General features: G+C 59.8%; 13 protein-coding genes, 1 tRNA gene and 2 pseudogenes. 7 read left to right on the forward strand and 9 right to left on the reverse strand.

Translation table 11 applies throughout. The features are described 5' to 3' along the window. The 3 genes and pseudogenes from IPK17_RS30625 to IPK17_RS30630 form a co-directional block, all read right to left on the reverse strand. The coding region (locus tag IPK17_RS30625; protein ID WP_343421534.1) for an alpha/beta fold hydrolase at positions 1 to 463 on the reverse strand (463 nt) is incomplete at its 3' end. A gap of 28 nt (positions 464 to 491) precedes the next feature. Then, a pseudogene (locus tag IPK17_RS40750) lies at positions 492 to 698 on the reverse strand (alpha/beta fold hydrolase); the annotation flags it as partial. 435 nt (positions 699 to 1,133) lie between these two features. Further along, on the reverse strand, positions 1,134 to 1,868 hold the full coding sequence (locus IPK17_RS30630) for a hypothetical protein (RefSeq protein ID WP_343421535.1): 735 nt from the start codon (positions 1,866 to 1,868) through the stop codon (positions 1,134 to 1,136). Between the two features lie 160 nt (positions 1,869 to 2,028). Here IPK17_RS30630 and IPK17_RS30635 point away from each other — a divergent pair, with 160 nt between their 5' ends. Continuing rightward, positions 2,029 to 2,772: a TrmH family RNA methyltransferase gene (locus IPK17_RS30635; protein ID WP_343421536.1), complete on the forward strand. Its 744-nt coding sequence runs from the start codon at positions 2,029 to 2,031 to the stop codon at positions 2,770 to 2,772. A gap of 32 nt (positions 2,773 to 2,804) precedes the next feature. On the opposite strand, the gene IPK17_RS30640 is transcribed toward IPK17_RS30635, so the two are convergent. Further along, a tRNA-Pro gene (locus tag IPK17_RS30640) sits at positions 2,805 to 2,878 on the reverse strand. 57 nt (positions 2,879 to 2,935) lie between these two features. Between IPK17_RS30640 and IPK17_RS30645 the strand changes: the two genes are divergently transcribed. From IPK17_RS30645 to IPK17_RS30670, 6 genes are all read left to right on the forward strand, one after another. Next, on the forward strand, positions 2,936 to 3,538 hold the full coding sequence (locus IPK17_RS30645) for a CDP-alcohol phosphatidyltransferase family protein (RefSeq protein ID WP_343421537.1): 603 nt from the start codon (positions 2,936 to 2,938) through the stop codon (positions 3,536 to 3,538). Positions 3,539 to 3,546: 8 nt separating this feature from the next. Beyond that, positions 3,547 to 4,425, forward strand: a complete 879-nt coding sequence (gene lgt, locus IPK17_RS30650) for a prolipoprotein diacylglyceryl transferase (protein WP_343421538.1) — start codon at positions 3,547 to 3,549, stop codon at positions 4,423 to 4,425. Between the two features lie 367 nt (positions 4,426 to 4,792). Then, the gene (locus tag IPK17_RS30655; RefSeq protein ID WP_343421539.1) at positions 4,793 to 5,740 is read left to right on the forward strand and encodes an ABC transporter ATP-binding protein; all 948 of its coding nucleotides are present in this window, start codon (positions 4,793 to 4,795) and stop codon (positions 5,738 to 5,740) included. Continuing rightward, the gene (locus IPK17_RS30660) at positions 5,715 to 7,250 is read left to right on the forward strand and encodes a stage II sporulation protein M (protein WP_343421540.1); all 1,536 of its coding nucleotides are present in this window, start codon (positions 5,715 to 5,717) and stop codon (positions 7,248 to 7,250) included. The genes IPK17_RS30655 and IPK17_RS30660 overlap by 26 nt, the downstream gene beginning before the upstream one ends. Before the next feature lie 318 nt (positions 7,251 to 7,568). Further along, the gene (locus IPK17_RS30665) at positions 7,569 to 8,324 is read left to right on the forward strand and encodes an MBL fold metallo-hydrolase (RefSeq protein WP_343421541.1); all 756 of its coding nucleotides are present in this window, start codon (positions 7,569 to 7,571) and stop codon (positions 8,322 to 8,324) included. Between the two features lie 344 nt (positions 8,325 to 8,668). Then, positions 8,669 to 11,071 carry a PAS domain S-box protein gene (locus IPK17_RS30670; RefSeq protein WP_343421542.1) on the forward strand — a complete coding sequence of 801 codons (2,403 nt, stop codon included), beginning with the start codon at positions 8,669 to 8,671 and terminating at the stop codon, positions 11,069 to 11,071. On the opposite strand, the gene IPK17_RS30675 is transcribed toward IPK17_RS30670, so the two are convergent. The 5 genes and pseudogenes from IPK17_RS30675 to IPK17_RS30695 form a co-directional block, all read right to left on the reverse strand. Continuing rightward, a complete protein-coding gene (locus tag IPK17_RS30675; protein WP_343421543.1) occupies positions 11,066 to 11,872 on the reverse strand; it encodes a CPBP family intramembrane glutamic endopeptidase in 807 nt (268 codons plus the stop codon). The two genes, IPK17_RS30670 and IPK17_RS30675, sit on opposite strands and share 6 nt — an antisense overlap. 143 nt (positions 11,873 to 12,015) lie before the next feature. Further along, entirely contained in the window at positions 12,016 to 14,349 is a 2,334-nt protein-coding gene (locus IPK17_RS30680) for a glycoside hydrolase family 3 N-terminal domain-containing protein (protein ID WP_343421544.1), read from the reverse strand. Positions 14,350 to 14,418: 69 nt separating this feature from the next. After that, positions 14,419 to 14,595: pseudogene (locus IPK17_RS30685) on the reverse strand (ABC transporter permease subunit); the annotation flags it as partial. A gap of 181 nt (positions 14,596 to 14,776) precedes the next feature. Further along, positions 14,777 to 15,820, reverse strand: coding sequence for a LacI family DNA-binding transcriptional regulator (locus IPK17_RS30690; RefSeq protein ID WP_343421545.1), 1,044 nt, complete (start codon positions 15,818 to 15,820; stop codon positions 14,777 to 14,779). A 249-nt stretch (positions 15,821 to 16,069) separates the two neighbouring features. Next, positions 16,070 to 17,317, reverse strand: coding sequence for a PAS domain-containing sensor histidine kinase (locus IPK17_RS30695; protein WP_343421546.1), 1,248 nt, complete (start codon positions 17,315 to 17,317; stop codon positions 16,070 to 16,072). Positions 17,318 to 17,321 lie beyond the last annotated feature (4 nt).

Genomic DNA, 17,321 nt, shown 5'->3' on the forward strand with positions numbered 1-17,321 from the left:
AGAGCGCGGCGGCTTCCTGCGCGATGCTGTCGTCGACCAGCGTCCGGTTGTCGCCGTACAGCAGCAAAATGGGGCACTGCACCTGCTGCATGAGCCCTTGCCACACGGGGCGCGGCGACCGCGCCGCAAACACATCGAGATCCAGGCGCTGTTTCGACTCCGCCCACGGTTGCAGCTCGGCGGCGCTCCAGCGGGGTGAACGTCCGTGTTCAGCGGCCATCAGTTCGTCAAGGGATTGCGCCTGCATCCGGCGGACATTCTCCGCCCAATCCTGCATGCCGGTGCTGCGCGCCGCTTCCATTTCGGGCGTCGGCGGCGGCGCAAGCGGCGGGTCTTCCAGCAGCAAACAGCCGACCAGTTCGGGATGGGTCGCGGCGAGGATCAGCGCGGTGAAGCCACCCATCGAATGGCCCAACACCGCGGGTCGATTCAGGTTTAAGCCGGAGATCAACGCGGCTGGCATCTTCAGCCAGCGCTAAGTTGTCGAAGCCCATCCCAGCGATGCGACTCGATTGACCATGTCCCCGCGCGTCGGGCAGAATCACATCGTAGTCCTGTGCCAGCACTTCCGCGACCGGAAACCAGCACGAGCCGTCGTCGGTGAAACCGTGGAGCAGCACGAGCGGTAACTGATCTTCGCCGCTGCGATAGTAATGCTGCGTGAGGCCATTAGCCTGAATTGTATTCGAAGCAAACATGCTGGGTTCTCCTGTAGTGCGGAGAGCATAGCCCGAAGTCAGGCGCCTGTCACCACCGGCACAGGACAGCGCTTACTTCTGATTGATCAGCATCAGCCCGACGATGCACAGCACCACGCCGAGGATGTTGGTCGGTGTCATGTGCTCGCAGAAGGACGAGGCATGAGGGTGTTTAAAAAGCATCCCTTAAAGCCTTTCCTTTCGTCAGCGGACGCAATGAATTGCGTCCCTACGAAGACGGTTTCGGCTTGGCAGGCGCTGTTGGCTCCCCTCCCTGAATTCGGGGAGGGGACGGGGGTGGGGTCGGAATCTGACCTTTTTCAACACCCTCATATCTCGTCTTCTTTTGGCTTTCATAACTTGTCTTACCAAGGAAAACAAACGGGGCGATAACCATGTATCGCCCCGGTAGTGCCAGTGCAAAAGCTGCCCGTGTTACGGGCTGGTGGTCACTTCGACGGTCGTCTCCAGCGTGCTGCTCATGGTCGGCATCTGGGTCGCCATGGAGTCCATCGTCGCCGCCCGCGTCACCAGCGGGGTGAACGTGCCGCTCAGCGTGGGCATCGGCGTCGTGGTGATGAAGTCGAAATCACCATCAAACGTGTCGATGCGAATGTTGCCCGTGCAGCCCGTCCAACCGTAGATGAAGCCCTTGCCATCCGGCAGGAAACCCGTCAGGCGGAATTCGTTATCGCCCACGAGGAACAGCCGCACCGCACCGTTGGTCGCGGTCGCTTGACCGAGCAGGATCGCGGGCTGCATCGTCGACATCATGTCCGGCGTGTTGGTCGCCATCATTGACGGTTCAGCGGTGGTATCCATCATCATGTCCATGTCGCTGTACTGGCGCAGCGCGTCTTCTTCGGCGAAGATATACTGTTCGCCATTCGAGCCATACACGGCGATCCGGCCGCCATTGTCAAACGATCCGGCGGGGTCACCGTTCACGTCTTCGCAGAAAATGCCAAATTCACCGAGGATGATCGCGTTATTGATGCGACCATCGTTGAAGATCACTTCTGGCGTGCCGTCCATCGTCGCTTCCGCCGTCGCTTCGACGGTCGTCTGCGCAAGCCCATCACTCGGATTCTGCGCGCTCAGCGCGGCGCTGGAAAGCACGAAGACTGCCACCAGCAGCACTAACAGATAGCCGATACGTTCTGTTTTCATACGAATTACTCCTCACGTTTCATCTCAACTGTCATTGTAATGTGGAATGTTAGGTTGTGAATAGGAGATGGGGAGTAAATCTGGATGGCCAGCTCCGCTACCGTGAGTCGCGGGAATGGGGGCAACCCCGCTATAATCCCCGGCGCTGAAGGATAGGAAGATGAGCGAACAGGCAGTACTCGAAGGCATTATCTCGATTGAGGCGGCGCTCCGCGCCCACAGCCGCCCGATTCATCGCATTTTGATCCGGCGCGGCGAGCATGATCGTGATCTGGGTCAGTTGGCGCGGCTGGCGGAGCGCGAGCAGATCCCGGTGGAGCGTGTCAGCCCGGATGAGATCGACGCGCAGGCGCAGGGCAAAACGCACGGCGGGGTGATCGCGTTGGTCGGCGACCGGCGCTTTGTGCCGCTGGACGAGTTGATCGCCGGGAACGCCGCGCCGCTGATCGTCATGCTGGATGGCGTAGAAGACCCGTTCAATTTTGGGCAGGCGGTCCGGGCGTTTTACGCGGCGGGCGCAGATGGGCTGGTGGTGCGTCCGCGCAACTGGATGAGCGCGGCGGGCGTGGTCGCGCGCTCGTCGGCGGGCGCGTCGGAATGGATGCCGACGGCGGTCGCGGAGACGACGCAGTCAGCGGCGGATTTTCTGCGCGGGCGTGGGCTGAAGATCGCCGTGGCGGATAAAGAACGCGCCGTGCCGCTCTACAAGGCGGATTTGCGCGGTGGGTTATTTGTGGTAATCGGCGGGGAGAAGCGCGGGATCACACGCTCGTTTGCCGATGCTGCCGACATCCGCCTGAGCATTCCCTACGGGCGGCGCTTCGACCAGTCGCTGGGCACGACGGCGGCTTCCGCGGTGATTGCGTTTGAGTTGATGCGGCAGCGGTTGAACACGGATAAATAAAAACGGACAAGGTTGTCCTTGTCCGTTCATTGTCGGGGCGGCGAGATTTGAACTCACGACCTCAGCGGCCCGATCGCTGCGCGCTACCAAGCTGCGCTACGCCCCGTCGAATGGCACTTAGTCTACTGGACACACGGCAGAATGGCAAGAGTGAGTTGACAGAATGAAGCAAAATCCTGTGACATTGACCGACCGGATTCGCGGTATCACCGGCGGGATGACGAGTTCGGCGGGCATGGCCGTGCATCGCATGGGGATTCACCCCGATGTGATCACGATTGTTGGCTTGATCGTGGTCGCCATGGGCGCGTATTTCATCGCCGTGGGGCAAATGCAGATCGGCGGGGTGCTGCTGGTCATCAGCCTGCCGCTTGACGCGCTGGATGGCGCGGTGGCGCGGGCGATGCAGCGCAAGGATCGGCGCGGAGCCGTGCTCGACTCGACGCTGGATCGCTACGCCGACGGCCTGATTTTCGGCGGGTTGGTCTACTATTTCGCCGTGCAGGATCAGTATGGTTATTTGCTCCTAAGTTTGGCATCCCTTGTCGGCAGTTTTGTGGTAAGCTATGTCCGCGCACGGGCAGGAGAGGCTGACCTGTCGGTCAAAATCGGCTTGTTCTCGCGGTTTGAGCGAGTTGTGGCGCTGCTGTTGATGCTGCTCGTCCCGCCGCTGCTCGTCCCCATGTTGTGGGTGCTGGCGCTGGGGACGAATATCACTGGCGTGCAGCGTCTTTTGTACGTTTATAGACATCTTGACAAAAACTGAGGCTGATCATGGAGTTCCAATCCGAGTACATCGTCCTATTTGATAGGCTGCAAATTCGCTACTACGGCATCATCATCGTCGTGGCGATGCTGGTGGCAGCCACCATAGCCGCGCGCCTCGCCAAGCGCGATGGGCGCGATCCCGATCACGTGTGGGGGGCGCTCACCTGGGCGATCATCCCGGCGATCATCCTGTCGCGTCTGTGGTTCATCTTCACGCCGAGCCGGGAACTCCTCGCTCAGGGTATGGATACCGCGTGGTTCTTCCAGAACTTCTTCAACACGACGAACGGCGCCATCGCCATTTGGAGTGGCGGCCTGAGCATTTTCGGCGCGGTCTTGGGCGGTTTCCTGGGCGCGTATATCTACATGCGCCGCAATAAGCTCCCGGTGGCCGCATGGCTGGATATCGCGGGGGTCGTGCTGCCCCTCGGTCAGGCGATTGGCCGCATTGCCAATTACGTCAATCAGGAACTTTACGGCACGCTGACGACGCTCCCGTGGGGCATCACCATTGACGCCGACAAGCGCGTCGCGCCGTACAAGAGCCTCGTCGATTACCCGGTGGCGGATACGCGCTTCCACCCGCTGTTCCTGTACGAAATGCTGCTGAATATTGTGCTGTTCGTGGTGCTGCTGAACCTGTTCTCGCGCCGCCGCAAGCAGTTCCGCTATGGTGACTTCTTCCTCATCTATCTGATGGCTTACTCGATCATCCGCTTCTTCCTCGAATTCCTGCGCGCGGACATTGCCTATATCGCTGGCACGACGATCAACTCGTCGCAGGCGATGACGGTTGTCGTGTTCGTGATCGCGCTGGCGGCGTATGTGCTGCGCCGCAACCAGCCGACCGCCGCGCAGACTACAGAAGCGGTCAAGCAGCAGTAAAAGCATCTACCCGCTCCAATGCAGTTTATAGGGACGCGATTTATCGCGTCCGCTTGTCTCAAACCAGGCAAGTGGACGCCATGTATAGGGTGTCTAAAAAGCGCACAGTTATCCCGATGAGAGAGGTTTTTGTAGGGACAAGGCATGCCTTGTCCTCTGTATCCTTCTCTAGAAATTAGGACGAGGCATGCCTCGTCCCTACAGGTGATAACCTTATTAGACACCCTCCAAATCGCGTCCCTACGATTCTCCCAATTGCCCACCCATGACAAACGCATAGATTTGAGTTTTTGCCGCGCCTTTGTGCCACGCGCTCTGGTTGTGTGCGATAATCGGTCATGGTGTGGGCTAGCCGAAGATGACATCCATGATCGAATCGCAAAATCTGACCAAGTTCTACGATGATTTCCTCGCCGTCGACGCCGTCAACCTGAACGTCCCGGCGGGGTCGGTGCTGGCGCTGCTCGGGCCGAACGGCGCGGGCAAAACGACGACCGTCCGCATGCTGACATCGATCCTCGCGCCAACGTCCGGTTGGGCGAAGATCGCCGGGTTTGACGTGGTCGAGCAGCCGGAGCAGGTGCGTGCCCATGTCGGCGTGCTGACTGAACAGCACGGCTTGTACGAGCGCATGAAGGCGATTGAGTACCTCGACTTTTTCGGACAGGTGTATCACCTGACGCCGCAGGCGCGCCGCCAGCGGTCCTATGACCTGATGGAGCGCTTTGGGCTGACGTTTGCGCTCGGCAAAACGCTCGGCGAATACTCGAAGGGCATGAAGCAGAAGCTCGCGCTCGTGCGCGCCATGCTGCACGACCCGCCCGTGCTGTTGCTCGATGAGCCGACCTCGGCGATGGATCCGCAGAGCGCCAAACTGGTGCGCGACGCGATTGTCGAACTCCAGCGGGATGAGCGCACGTTCCTCATCACCACGCACAACCTGACCGAGGCGCAGGCGCTCGCCGACCAGATCGGGATCATCCGGCACGGGCGCATCATCGCGCAGGGCAACCTCGAAGAACTGGCGCGGCGCATCGCAGGCGACCCGCTGATGGAACTGCGCGTCGCGGGGCAGGTGAACGGCCTCGCCAAAGATATTGGCGATATGGTCAACGTTGAAGCTACAGGTGAGGGTTGGATCTCATTCCGCGTGCGCGACCCCAACGCGACGAACCCCGCGCTACTGCGCCGTGTATTGGATCTCGGTGTGCAGGTGGTGACGCTCGCGCCGATCTCGCAAAGTCTTGAACAAATCTATCTGCGGGTTGTAGAAGAGGATGAACAGCAGAATGGGCGTGAAAGCCATCAACGTTAACGACATTCAGCCGTATCCGCAGAGCGGGTGGCGCAAGACGCTGGCCAACGCCCTGATCATCACCCGGCGCGAAGTGCGCGACAGTCTGCGTGACTGGCGCATCATCGCGCCCATTGTCATCCTGACGTTTCTGTTCCCATTCCTCGCGCAGTTCGTGGCGGGGCGATTTGCGGGCTTCGTAGAAGGCTTCGGCGCGCAGATCATCGGCGCGCGCATGATTCCGTTCCTGCTGATGATCGTCGGCTTCTTCCCGATTTCGATCTCACTGGTGATCGCGCTGGAGACGTTCGTCGGCGAAAAAGAGCGTCGCAGCCTCGAACCGCTGCTCAGTACGCCGCTCACCAACACCGAGCTGTATATCGGCAAGACGCTCTCCGCCATGCTGCCGCCGCTGATCTCGAGCTACGGCGGGATGACCGTATATCTGGTCAGTCTGTTGTTCGGCGAACTGGAATGGCGACCGCCGGCCATGCTCATCGTGCAGATCATCCTCGTCACGACGGTGCAGGCGTTGGTGATGATCACCGGCGCGGTGGTCGTCAGCAGCCAGACGACGAGCACACGCGCGGCGAATCTGCTGGCGAGCTTCATCATCATCCCCATGACGCTGGTCATTCAGGGCGAAAGCGCCATCATGTTCCTCGCGCCCGACGCCGAATCGCCGAATGGGATTGGCGCGCTGTGGGCGATCATCGCCGGGATGCTGGTCGTCATTGTGCTGCTGCTGCGCGTGGGGAACGCCATTTTCAACCGGGAAGAGCTGCTCGGTCGCACCATTGATTCGCTCAACCTGCGGGCGACGCTGCGCAAGCTTGTGCGCTTCAGCCTCGCCGTTGACGAGGCCGGGACGCCCGCTCGCAATCCGGTGGAGTGGTATCGGAAGGGCGTCACCTTGAGCACGCGGCGCATTGGTTATGCGCTGCCGATCACGATTGGCGTGTTCGTGCTAGCATTTTTGGCAGGCGTAGCGCTCGGCTATCTACCCGAGTGGAATCTGAACCTGCCGCGCAACATGCCACTGAATCTCGTCGCCGGGTCGCTTAACAGCTATTCGGAATTCTTCTTCGGCGAGAATGCCGTGCTGGCGATCGTCTGGCAGAACGCGCGCATCCTGATCGCGGCGACCCTGCTTGGGATGTTCACGTTCGGCGCGGTCGCGCTGATCCTGACGCCGCTGGTCTATGTGGTGATCGGCTATATTCTGAGTCAGGTGATCCTCGCTGGGTATAATCCCTCGTTCATGCTGGCGGCCATTCTGCCGCACGGCATCATCGAAATCCCGGTGATCGTGCTGGCGACGGCGGCGGCGCTGCGGCTCGGCGCGGTCATCACGCGCCCCCCGCGCGGCTATACCGTCGGCCATGCGTGGACGGTGGCCTTCGGCGACACGATCAAGATCGCGCTCGGGCTGATTTTGCCCGGTCTCGTGCTCGCCGCGCTCATCGAAGCGACGATCACCCCGGCAGTGGTGCGCGCCGCGCTCGGGGGAAATCGGGGGCGGGGGGGGTAAAAACCCTCCACCCTAGCAGGGGGGGCGGGACTTGTAGGGGAGGCGCCTTAACAGGCCATGAAGCATTAAAAACCTACCCCTGACCGCCCCCTAGCCCCCTCTACCACGTAAGCGGGGCGAGGGGAAAATCTGTCTCCCCCCTGAATTCGGGGCGGGCCGGGGGTGGGGGCGGAAGCTGACCTTTTTCAACACCCTCTTGTTCCGCCCCGTATTCCCCCATCCTCCGCGACTTTGCGAACTTCAACCTGCCGAAATACCCATGTCTGCCTACTCTGTACTATACTTACAAGTAGACATCATTCGGACGTTGGGGCGAACATGGCGCGTATCATCATTTTGGGATCGGCGGCGGCGGTTTCGGACGCGGAGCACGACAATACCCATTTCATACTTGAAGGTGAATCGGCTCCGATTTTGGTAGATTGTGGTTCGAACCCCCTCGGCAAAATCCATAAACTGGGCATCGGCGATGAAACGCTCCAAGATATGATCCTCACCCACTTTCATCCGGATCATGTGTCCGGTGTACCCAACATGCTCATGCATATGTGGCTGCTCGGACGCAAAGCGCCGCTGCGCATCTACGGGCTGAATCACTGCGTGAACCGCGTCGAAGATATGATGATGTTCTTTGCGTGGGATACCTGGCCGAATTTCTTCCCGGTCACGTTTCACCGCATTCTCGAACGGAACAACGCGCCCGTCCTCGACAACGATGATTTCCGCATTTTCGCCTACCCGACCAAGCATTTCATCCCGACGATTGGCCTGCGCATCGAGAACAAGCGCAACGGCAAAGTGCTCGCCTATTCCTGCGACACCGAGCCGATTCCGCCGATGCTCGACCTCGCGCGGGACGCCGACGTGCTGATCCACGAGGCTGCAGGGAAAGGCTTCGGGCATTCGAGCGCGGCGCAGGCGGGCGAGATCGCCGCGGAAGCGCGTGCCAAGTCGCTGTACCTGATTCACTATCAGGTGTGGAACACCGACCCCACGCCGCTGGTCGCCGAAGCGCGCACCACGTACGACGGCCCGATTCATCTCTGCGAAGACTTCGACGAATACGAGTTCTAGAGCAGGCCGACTGGGTTGGGTAAGTCGTAAGGATTAATTGATTACTTAACTGATCAGAGTTAGAATTTAATTAAAGTGAGTTGAACCTTCGGCAGCGAGCGCGGCGTGAAGAGCGTTAATTTTTGCGCAAACAGTTGTATTACAGTCTTGAAGTTGGTTAAGTTATATTCACTCCTCGTGAGTTGCCCTATACAATAGTAGCAACCATGACCTCCCGAAAGCGCTAACGAGGATCTATGAGACGTTTGTACAGGGTCGTTTCAGACAGCATTCGACACCTGACAGAAGCACCACTGTCCAACACACACGGTACTGCTGAGTACACGCGTCAGGTTTTTGGCGCCATGATGCTCATCGGTGCGCCGGTTCTGGTCGTCTATCTGGCGCTGTGGTCCGTTCTCGCGCCGCAGCGCATGGATCGGCTGGGCTTCGGCCTCGTCTTTGCTCTGTGTTCGGGACTTTGCCTCGTGATAGCGCGGACGCGCTATTTTCACCTCGCTCAATATCTCTTTGTGGGCGTCACTTTCGCGCTGGCGACCGTCACGGTGGCCACGGCGGGCGGGACGCTCGCGCCCTACTACGGCATCTATCTGGTCGTCATCATTCTGGCCGCGTGGTTGAGCGGTTGGCGGCTGGCGGGCATCATCACGGTGCTGACAATTATTGTGGGCTTCGGTATGGCGCTGCTGCTGGAGAATGGCCTGCTCCCGCGCCCGTTTGGAACGCCGCTTACGGCGTGGCTGACCAATACTCTGCTGATCAGCATCATTACGTTGTTCAGCTATACGCTGGGGGTGCGCGTGAATACCGCGCTTAAGCGAGTCACGGACGAACTGGACGAGCGCAAGAAGCTGGAAACCGCGCTGCGCATGAGCGAGGAACGTTATCGCCTCATCACGAGCAGCATGTCCGACTACACCTTCCAGACGGCGGTTGCCGCCGATGGTTCGGTCACGCCGATCCTGATCGGCGGCGCGTTTGCTACGATCACGGGCTATTCGCCCGAAGAATACATCGCGCAAGGTGGCTGGCCGGCGATTGTGCATCCCGAAGATCGCGACCAGGACTCCGGGGATATGGAGCGCCTGCATCATAATCAACGCTCGGTGAGTGAACTCCGCATCGTCGCCAAGAATGGGGACATCCGCTGGGTACGCGTGTACGCCAACCCGGTGTGGGATGAGGAAGCACAGCGTCTGGCTGGCATCAATGGGGCGGTCCAGGATATTACTGAGCGGAAACTGGCCGAAGAAGCGCTGCGCGAGAGTGAACAGCGCTACCGTCGGATCAGCAGCATCATCTCGGATTATGCGTATGCGTATCGCGTCCATCCGGACGGGACTTACGAGCTGGACTGGCTGACCGAGGATTCGTATCGCCGCGTGACCGGCTATGACCGACAGATCGCCAATGTCCCGTATGCCAAATACCTCCCGGAGGATATGCAGCGCGCGCAGCAGGATGTTGAAGAGACGGTGCGCGGCAACGCCACGTCTGGAGAATACCGAATCATCACGCAGGGCGGGGAACAGCGCTGGGTCAGCATCCGCCGTCACGTCGAACGCGACGCCGCGGGCCGCGTGGTGCGTTTCTACGGCGCGTCACAGGACATCACGGATATCAAACATCTTGAAGCTGAACTCCAGCAGTACGCCGCGCATCTGGAACAGTTGGTTGAAGAGCGCACGGCGCAGCTGCGCAGCACCAAAGAGCAGATCGAGATCGTGCTAAACCACTCGACGGACGCCATCGCTCTGATCCAATCGAACGGTGACATCAAGACGATGAACCCGGCGTTTGTTTCGATGTTTGGCAACCAGGTCTCCGACTGCATTGAGCGTATTCTGTGGGTGCTGGCGGATGATTCGCATCGTGTTTTGGTGGGGCAGGCGTTGATCCGCGCGCTGCAAGAACAGGAACCGCTGCGCGTCGAAACGCAAATCCTCGCGCAGGATGGCCGCGAACGTGACTTTGATCTCGCCTTTATCCCCGTGCAGTTGGCCGATGAATCCGGCGCAAACGGCCTGCTCGTCAGCGCGCACGATATTACCAGCCTGAAGGAAATCGAGCGCTTCAAGGCGCGCTTCGTTCAGGATGCGCTGCACGACATGGCGACACCGATCATGGGACTGACGACGCGCCTGTATCTACTGCGCCGCGCGCCTGACCGGGTCGACGAGCACGTGCGCGCGCTGGAAAATCAGGTGCAGCACCTGCGCAACCTGCTGGCGGATCTGCGCATGCTGTCGCAGATGGATCGGGGTGAGCTGCAGCTCGAATTCACGACCGACGATCTGAACCGCGTGGTGCGTCGGGTGTTTGATACGTATGAACCCGTCGCCATCAGCAAGCAGCAAACGCTGACGCTCACCATGGACGATAACCTGCCGCTGCTGACAATCGATGGGCGACAGATCGAACGCGCGCTGGTCAACCTGATTTCGAACGCAGTCAACTACACGCCGGAAGGCAAAACGATCACCATTCGCACGCAATTGGAGGATGGTTTCGCGGTGTTCGCAGTGAGCGATCAGGGGATTGGCGTGCCACCGGACGAACTGCCGCGCATCTTTGAACGGTTCTACCGCACCGACCGCGCGCGCAAAACCCAGACGAGCGGCACCGGGTTGGGCTTGGCCATCGTCAAGGAAATCGTTGAGCTGCACCATGGTTCGGTGGGTGCGACGAGTGAAGTCGGGCAGGGCAGCACGTTCGTCGTGCGTCTGCCGTGTGGCAGCCCGCTATAGCAGTGTTAGCGACTGCCTTTTGTGCCCCGGTTCAAAGCGTTTGCTTCGATTGAGACTGATGAGCAACAGCACTGCGCTGATGCATAGGGTGGCGAGCAGCGGGTTGTAGCCTGAACCATAATTCGGTGTCATGAAGGCTGCTATATTCGATGTGGCGTGCAGTATCACTGCAGCGAAGACACTCCGATCCGTGACTACATATCCCCAGCCAATGAGCATGCGGAAGAGAACGGTGTATATGGACTGCCACAAAATCCACCAGGACGGGTTGCCAGTTTGAATAAAGGGGATGATGTGCCACAGCGCCCAGACGACCCCTAACCTCAGTCCAGCACCCCACAGTCCCCAGCGAGCTTGCAGAGGTTCGAAGGCATAGCCTTGCCAGCCGATTTCCTCAGCGAATGCCGCAATGAAGAAAACGATGCTCATCATGGCTAACGCGCCGAGGGGAAAGTCAGGATTCGGGGTGCCGTAGCCGAGCAGGACGGCCATTGCGTAAGCTAAGCCGAGCAGACCGGGCATGATTAGAAAACTGACCGCGAACCAGCGGCGCGGGCGAAAGCGGTGCACTGCCAAGGCGCGTTGGAGGAACTGCTTGCTCCCTGAAGTGCCGTTCGCTCGCCCTATGAGAATCAGCGCGGCGATGGTGGGGTTGACGGCCATCAACGCGCTGATTGGAAGCTTGATCGGGAGTTTGTCGACTGGCACGAGTGCGCCGGCCACCCAGAAGGGGAGCGAGAGCGCAAGAATCAGCCCAAAGAACACTGGGAGGGAGAACCGGGGTGGCGGATCGGTGATCATAGCGTCCCTGTTGATCGTTCCCGAAATAGCAAAGTGAGTGTAGCTGGTATACGCAGTCGCTGTCAGAAAGTTCTAGGGTGAGCAGGGCAACAAACAGCCCGTCTCTACGGAGACGGGCTGTTTGTTTGGTTGATGGCGAAAACTTAGCTCACTTGCGCCGTGGCGGTGAAGGCGCGCTGCACCTCGGTGACCGCGCCCGAGATCGTCAGGCTCCCGCGCAGTGGCAAATCGGCGGATGATGTGCCCACCATGACATCGACGGTGCCGGGGGCGACGATCAACTGGTGCGCTGCGTCGACGAAGGCCAACAGATTCACCGGGATAGTGAAGGTCACCGTGCGGGTTTGCCCCGGTTCCAGTGTCACACGCTGGAATGCCTTGAGTTCCTTCAAGGGGCGGGTGATGCCGCTCACGAGTTGATGCGTATACACCTGCACGACTTCGTCACCCGCGCGCAGACCGGTGTTGGTCACGTCGACCTGCACGCTGAATGCACCGTTCGCCGCTGCCGTCTCGCTGACGCGCAGGCTGCTGAGTTCGAACGTCGTGTAGCTCAAGCCGTAGCCGAACGGGTAGAGCGGGGAGGTCGGCATTTCGACGTAATCGCTCTTCCAGTTGGAGCGCCCGCCTGACGGACGGTGGCTGTAGAACACCGGGATTTGGCCGACTCCGCGCGGGAAGCTGATCGGCAGCTTGCCGCCGGGGTTGACGTTGCCGAACAGCACATCCTTGATCGCCGCCGCGCCTTCTTCCGACGGGAACCAGCATTCGAGGATCGCCGGGATCTTCTCCGCCATCCAGCCGAGCGTCACCGGACGACCGTTGACGAGCACGAGCACGATCGGCGTTCCCGTATCATAAACCGCCTTGACCAGATCCGCCTGCACGCCGGGGAGATCCAACGTGGCGCGGTCGCGGGCTTCGCCAGACGTGGAATCGTCCGAGAGGCCGCCCTTATCGCCGACCACGAGGATCGCGACATCCGCGCCCGTCGCCGCCGCGACCGCCGCCGCAAAGCCATCGGTCGAGGTGTCGCGCACGCCGCAGCCCTGCGCGTAGACGATTTCGCTGTCGATATCGTCCGCGACCTTGACGGCCGTCAGAATGCTCTCCGTCTTGATGAAGTCATCGCTGACGACGATGCCCTGCGCTTTGGGCTGGTTGAAGACGTTGTCGGTCATCGCTTCGATCAGCGATTCCATGTGCGCGGGGTAGGAATAATCCCCGAACAGGTTGCGGATGCTGTCGGCATTGGGGCCAATGACGGCGATCTTCTTGAGCGTCTTGGCGAGCGGCAGCAGGCTGCCCTCGTTGCGCAGCAGCACAATCGATTGTTCGGCCAGCGTGCGCGCCAACGCCCGCTCATCCGGCGTATCGAAGCGCACTGCCTCGGCGTCGACATACGGCTGCTCGAACAAGCCGAGCGCGAATTTCTGCTGCAGCAGGCGCAGCACTGACTGATCAACCAGTTCAACGGGCACGTGCCCGGCTTCAATCGCTTTGACGAGTTCGTCACTGTAGGCGTCGGTGAAGGGCAGTTCGACGTCGATGCCCGCGTCGAGCGCGAGATGCGCCGCTTCTACGCGCGTCGTCGCGATGCGATGGTAGGTTTGCAGTTGGGTGACGGCGAAGTAGTCCGAGACGACCGTGCCGTCAAAACCCCATTCGCCGCGCAGCACATCGTTGAGCAGCCACTTGTTCGCGCCGCACGGGATGCCGTCGATTTCGTGGTAACCGTTCATGATCGAGGCGATGCCCGCTTCACGGACGGCAGCTTCAAACGGGACGAGGTACGTGTCGCGCAGTTCGCGCAGGGTGAGGTGTGCGGGTGACCAGTTCATGCCGCCTTCGGTCATGCCATAGCCGACGAAGTGCTTACCGGTCGCGATCACACCGTCCGCCAGAGTCTGCCCCTGAATGCCACGCACGTAGGCCATGCCCATCTGCGAGACGAGATACGGGTCTTCGCCGAAGGTCTCTTCGACGCGGCCCCAGCGGGCATCGCGGGTGACGTCGAGCACGGGCGCGAGCGCGTGATGTCCGCCGACCGCGCGCATTTGCTTACGGATGACATCGCCCATCGCTTCGACCAGTTCAGGCTGCCAGGTGCTCGCCACGCCAATCGCCTGCGGGAAGACAGTCGCGCCTTTGGCCATATAGCCGGAACAGCATTCCTCATGCACGATGGCGGGAATGCGCAGCCGTGTATTGTCGAGCAGCCATTTTTGAATGGCGTTGGCGACTTCAGCGCTCTGCCGGGGGTTGACGTTGCTCGCGCCGCCGATGCGCGTGATGTGACCGATACCCAGTTTGAGTTTGGGCGCGCTTTTTTCCGGCGCGAACGTGATGTTGTCGAGCAGTTCGTAGACCCATGCGCTCCCCAACTGCGCGACTTTTTCAGCGAGCGTCATGCGCGCCAGCAAGTCAGCGCTGCGTTCCTCCGCCGAACGGGATGCATCTTGATATGGAAGGGACATGACCTTGTTATCCTTTGAGTTCGCCGCTGGCCAAGCCAGTGACGATCGAGCGCTGTACGAAAATGTAGACTAACACTGCATGCCAAGGGGCAGCGGCCACCCGGAATCGTCGGTGAAGACCAGCCGAGGCAGGAAAAACTCATTCCACGCTTTGATCGTCTGGAGCACAGTAATCGTGCTCAGCGCCGGACGCGCCAGCGGCAGCCGCACGTACCAGAAGAAGTCTAGTGTACCGCATCCGTGTAGATCTGCCGCATCTTCGCGTGTCGCCGGAGCAGGGTAGGCGGCTCAGTATACGCTGTTGACGACCAGCAAGTGGAATTTACAACCGTTCAAGTTTGCTCCTAACAAGTCCTATACTATTTGCAAGCGTTTGCAATCGGCAAATAAAAAATCGCGCGTTGGTTTGCTCCTTTCGATTGGTGGATCAGGCTCTAGGCGGAGCGCACGAATCACGGATGACGAGCTCAGTGCCGAGCGTCACCCGCCGGGCTTCTTTTTCCGGGTTGTCCAGCTTTTCGAGCAGCAGGCGGACGGCCACCTGTCCCATTTGAATGAGGGGCTGCCGAACAGTGGTCAGTTTGGGGTACACAATCGAGGCCTGCGGAATATCATCAAAGCCAACAATCGAAATATCGCCGGGGATATCGAGATTGAATTCGCGCGCGGCGTCCATCGCGCCGAACGCTGAGAGATCGTTCGCCGCGAAGATCGCGGTCGGGCGCTCGGGCAGTCGAAGCAGATTCCGCCCCGCCCGATACCCGCCTCCCGGCGTGTAATCGCCCTCTGCGACTAAGGCGGGATTGTAGGCGACGCGCTGCTGTTTGAGCGCCGCGCGGTACCCATCCAGACGTTCGCTGGCGCTGTTCAACTCGTTCAGCCCGGCGATAAACCCGATGCGGGTGTGCCCGAGGCTGAACAGATAGTTGGTGAGGTCGTAGGCTCCCTGCCAGTTCGTCACGTCGACGGTGGTGCTGGGGCGCTCGTTGTACACCTGATCGACGAGTACATAGGGGAAGTCCTGCGTGGGCAGGGCTTGCAGATAGTTTTCGATGATGAGCGGTACCAACAGAATTAGGCCATCGACCAGCCCATTGGCGATCAGCTTGACGTAGTAAGCTTCTTTGCCTTCGTAGCGGTGGGTAGTGTACAGCATCAGGTCATACTGCGAATGCGCCAGTTCTTGATCGATGCCTTTGACGATTTCGCTGATGTAGCCGTTGTCGATGCCGGGGACGAGCAAACCGATGATATTTGAGCGGCCACCCGCGAGGCTGCGCGCCTGCAAATTCACCACATAGCCGAGGCGTTCAGCCGCGGCGACGACTTTACGCCGTGTCTCTTCGTTGACGAATTCGAAACCGGAGAACACACGCGAAACCGTCGAGTAGGAGACGCCCGCCTCTCGGGCGACATCGACAATAGTGACGCTGCTATGGGCTTTTTTACGCGGATTCTTGGGCACACTCATGAGAAACAAAATCCAGAAGCAATGTACTTCAAGTCAAAAAGGCTAATAGTAGCTGCAAGCGATTGCAGGAACGCGCAGAAACTACGCTAACTTGAACCAGAAACCCGCAGTTTCTAGCGCAGGCCAGCGTGCAAGCGCTTTCAAGCAGAGACTAGCATGGATGAATCCCCTTGTCAAGCAAGTTATGACGATTGTCAGTGTGCGGTTAGGTGACGGGGAAGCTTCCGGTGCGGTGGCCCACGGCGAGGATCAAGCGGTCACCGGGGAGTTGACCGCAAGCGGCAGGGTGATGCGGAAGCGCGTCAGTCCGTTGGGGGTGCTTTGAGCGTCGATGTGCCCATGATGCAGCTCAATGATCCGTTTGACCATTGACAGGCCGAGCCCCAGACTCGGGTGCTGACTGCGCGCCTCATCTGCCTTGTAAAAGCGCTCAAAGATGTGCCGCAGCCGTTCCGCCGGAATCCCCGCGCCGGCGTTGGTGACCTCCAGCAAGCAGTGGCCGTCGCTCAAACATTCATAGCACACATGAATCGCTCCACCGACCGGGGAGAAGCGGATGGCATTCAGCAGCAGTTCGTTGATCGCTTCGCGTATCAGCTCAGCATCAAAGTGCACGCGGAGACGATCCGGCGTGATCGCGGCTACAATCTCAATGGCTTGCTGCGCCGCGTCGCGCTGGCGGTCGTCGACCGCGCGCAAAATGAGGTCATTCAGCGAACCGACTTGCAGTGTCAGCTCATTCAGGCTGTCCAGCCGCACCATGTGCTGCAGTTGTTCGAGCGCGTGGCTTAAGTGGAAGACCTGCTCCTCAATTTCTGCGAACTTCTCGTGGCGGCGCTGCTCATCGGCTGTCCGCTGGACGATGTAGAGGCTGGTGATGATGGTGGCGAGCGGCGTGCGCAGATCGTGTGACAGGTTGCGCATGACGTCAGTGAGGAGTTTGGCGCGCTGTTTTTCGACCTCAAGCTCGACTGTCTGCTGTTCAAGCAGCTTCCGCTGCCGCAGATCGATGACAACGAGATAAATCAGCCGCGTCTGTTCGATCAGAATAGTGTTGCCGAGGACATAGGTCGGGAGCATCAGCTCATTGTGATGCCGAAACGCAAATTCCTCTGCCAGACTCGTCTGCGTGGCGAGCCCGGCCAAAAACTGACGCAGCCGCAGTTGTTCGCTAGGCGCCACATAGTCTTCGATGCAGTGCGCGATGAGTTCGGTTGGGGCATAGCCGAGAAATTCGCAGAAGAAGTGATTGGTGTAGAGAATGATGCCGCTCGGCGCGATTGTGACCGCTCCCTGCTGCATCTCTTCAATCAGCAGGCGATAGGGTTGATCGGCGCCTTCGAGCGTGTAGACCTGCCGCCCATGCTCGGTGGAGACGACGAGCGCATCGACTTCACCGCGGCGAATCGCTTCCAGCGTCGCTTCCGTTTCTTTTAAACGAGCTTGCAGCGCGGCATTTTCGTCCAGCAGTTGTTGATAGGTGTTTGGGATAGACATCTGA

It is taken from the genome of Candidatus Flexifilum breve, assembly GCF_016713355.1.

Coding starts and splice junctions, on each gene's coding strand:
- IPK17_RS30630 (WP_343421535.1), bottom strand. CDS start 1,868: ATGAAAACAGAACGTATCGGCTATCTGTTAGTGCTGCTGGTGGCAGTC.
- IPK17_RS30635 (WP_343421536.1), top strand. CDS start 2,029: ATGAGCGAACAGGCAGTACTCGAAGGCATTATCTCGATTGAGGCGGCG.
- IPK17_RS30645 (WP_343421537.1), top strand. CDS start 2,936: ATGAAGCAAAATCCTGTGACATTGACCGACCGGATTCGCGGTATCACC.
- lgt (WP_343421538.1), top strand. CDS start 3,547: ATGGAGTTCCAATCCGAGTACATCGTCCTATTTGATAGGCTGCAAATT.
- IPK17_RS30655 (WP_343421539.1), top strand. CDS start 4,793: ATGATCGAATCGCAAAATCTGACCAAGTTCTACGATGATTTCCTCGCC.
- IPK17_RS30660 (WP_343421540.1), top strand. CDS start 5,715: ATGGGCGTGAAAGCCATCAACGTTAACGACATTCAGCCGTATCCGCAG.
- IPK17_RS30665 (WP_343421541.1), top strand. CDS start 7,569: ATGGCGCGTATCATCATTTTGGGATCGGCGGCGGCGGTTTCGGACGCG.
- IPK17_RS30670 (WP_343421542.1), top strand. CDS start 8,669: ATGATGCTCATCGGTGCGCCGGTTCTGGTCGTCTATCTGGCGCTGTGG.
- IPK17_RS30675 (WP_343421543.1), bottom strand. CDS start 11,872: ATGATCACCGATCCGCCACCCCGGTTCTCCCTCCCAGTGTTCTTTGGG.
- IPK17_RS30680 (WP_343421544.1), bottom strand. CDS start 14,349: ATGTCCCTTCCATATCAAGATGCATCCCGTTCGGCGGAGGAACGCAGC.
- IPK17_RS30690 (WP_343421545.1), bottom strand. CDS start 15,820: ATGAGTGTGCCCAAGAATCCGCGTAAAAAAGCCCATAGCAGCGTCACT.
- IPK17_RS30695 (WP_343421546.1), bottom strand. CDS start 17,317: ATGTCTATCCCAAACACCTATCAACAACTGCTGGACGAAAATGCCGCG.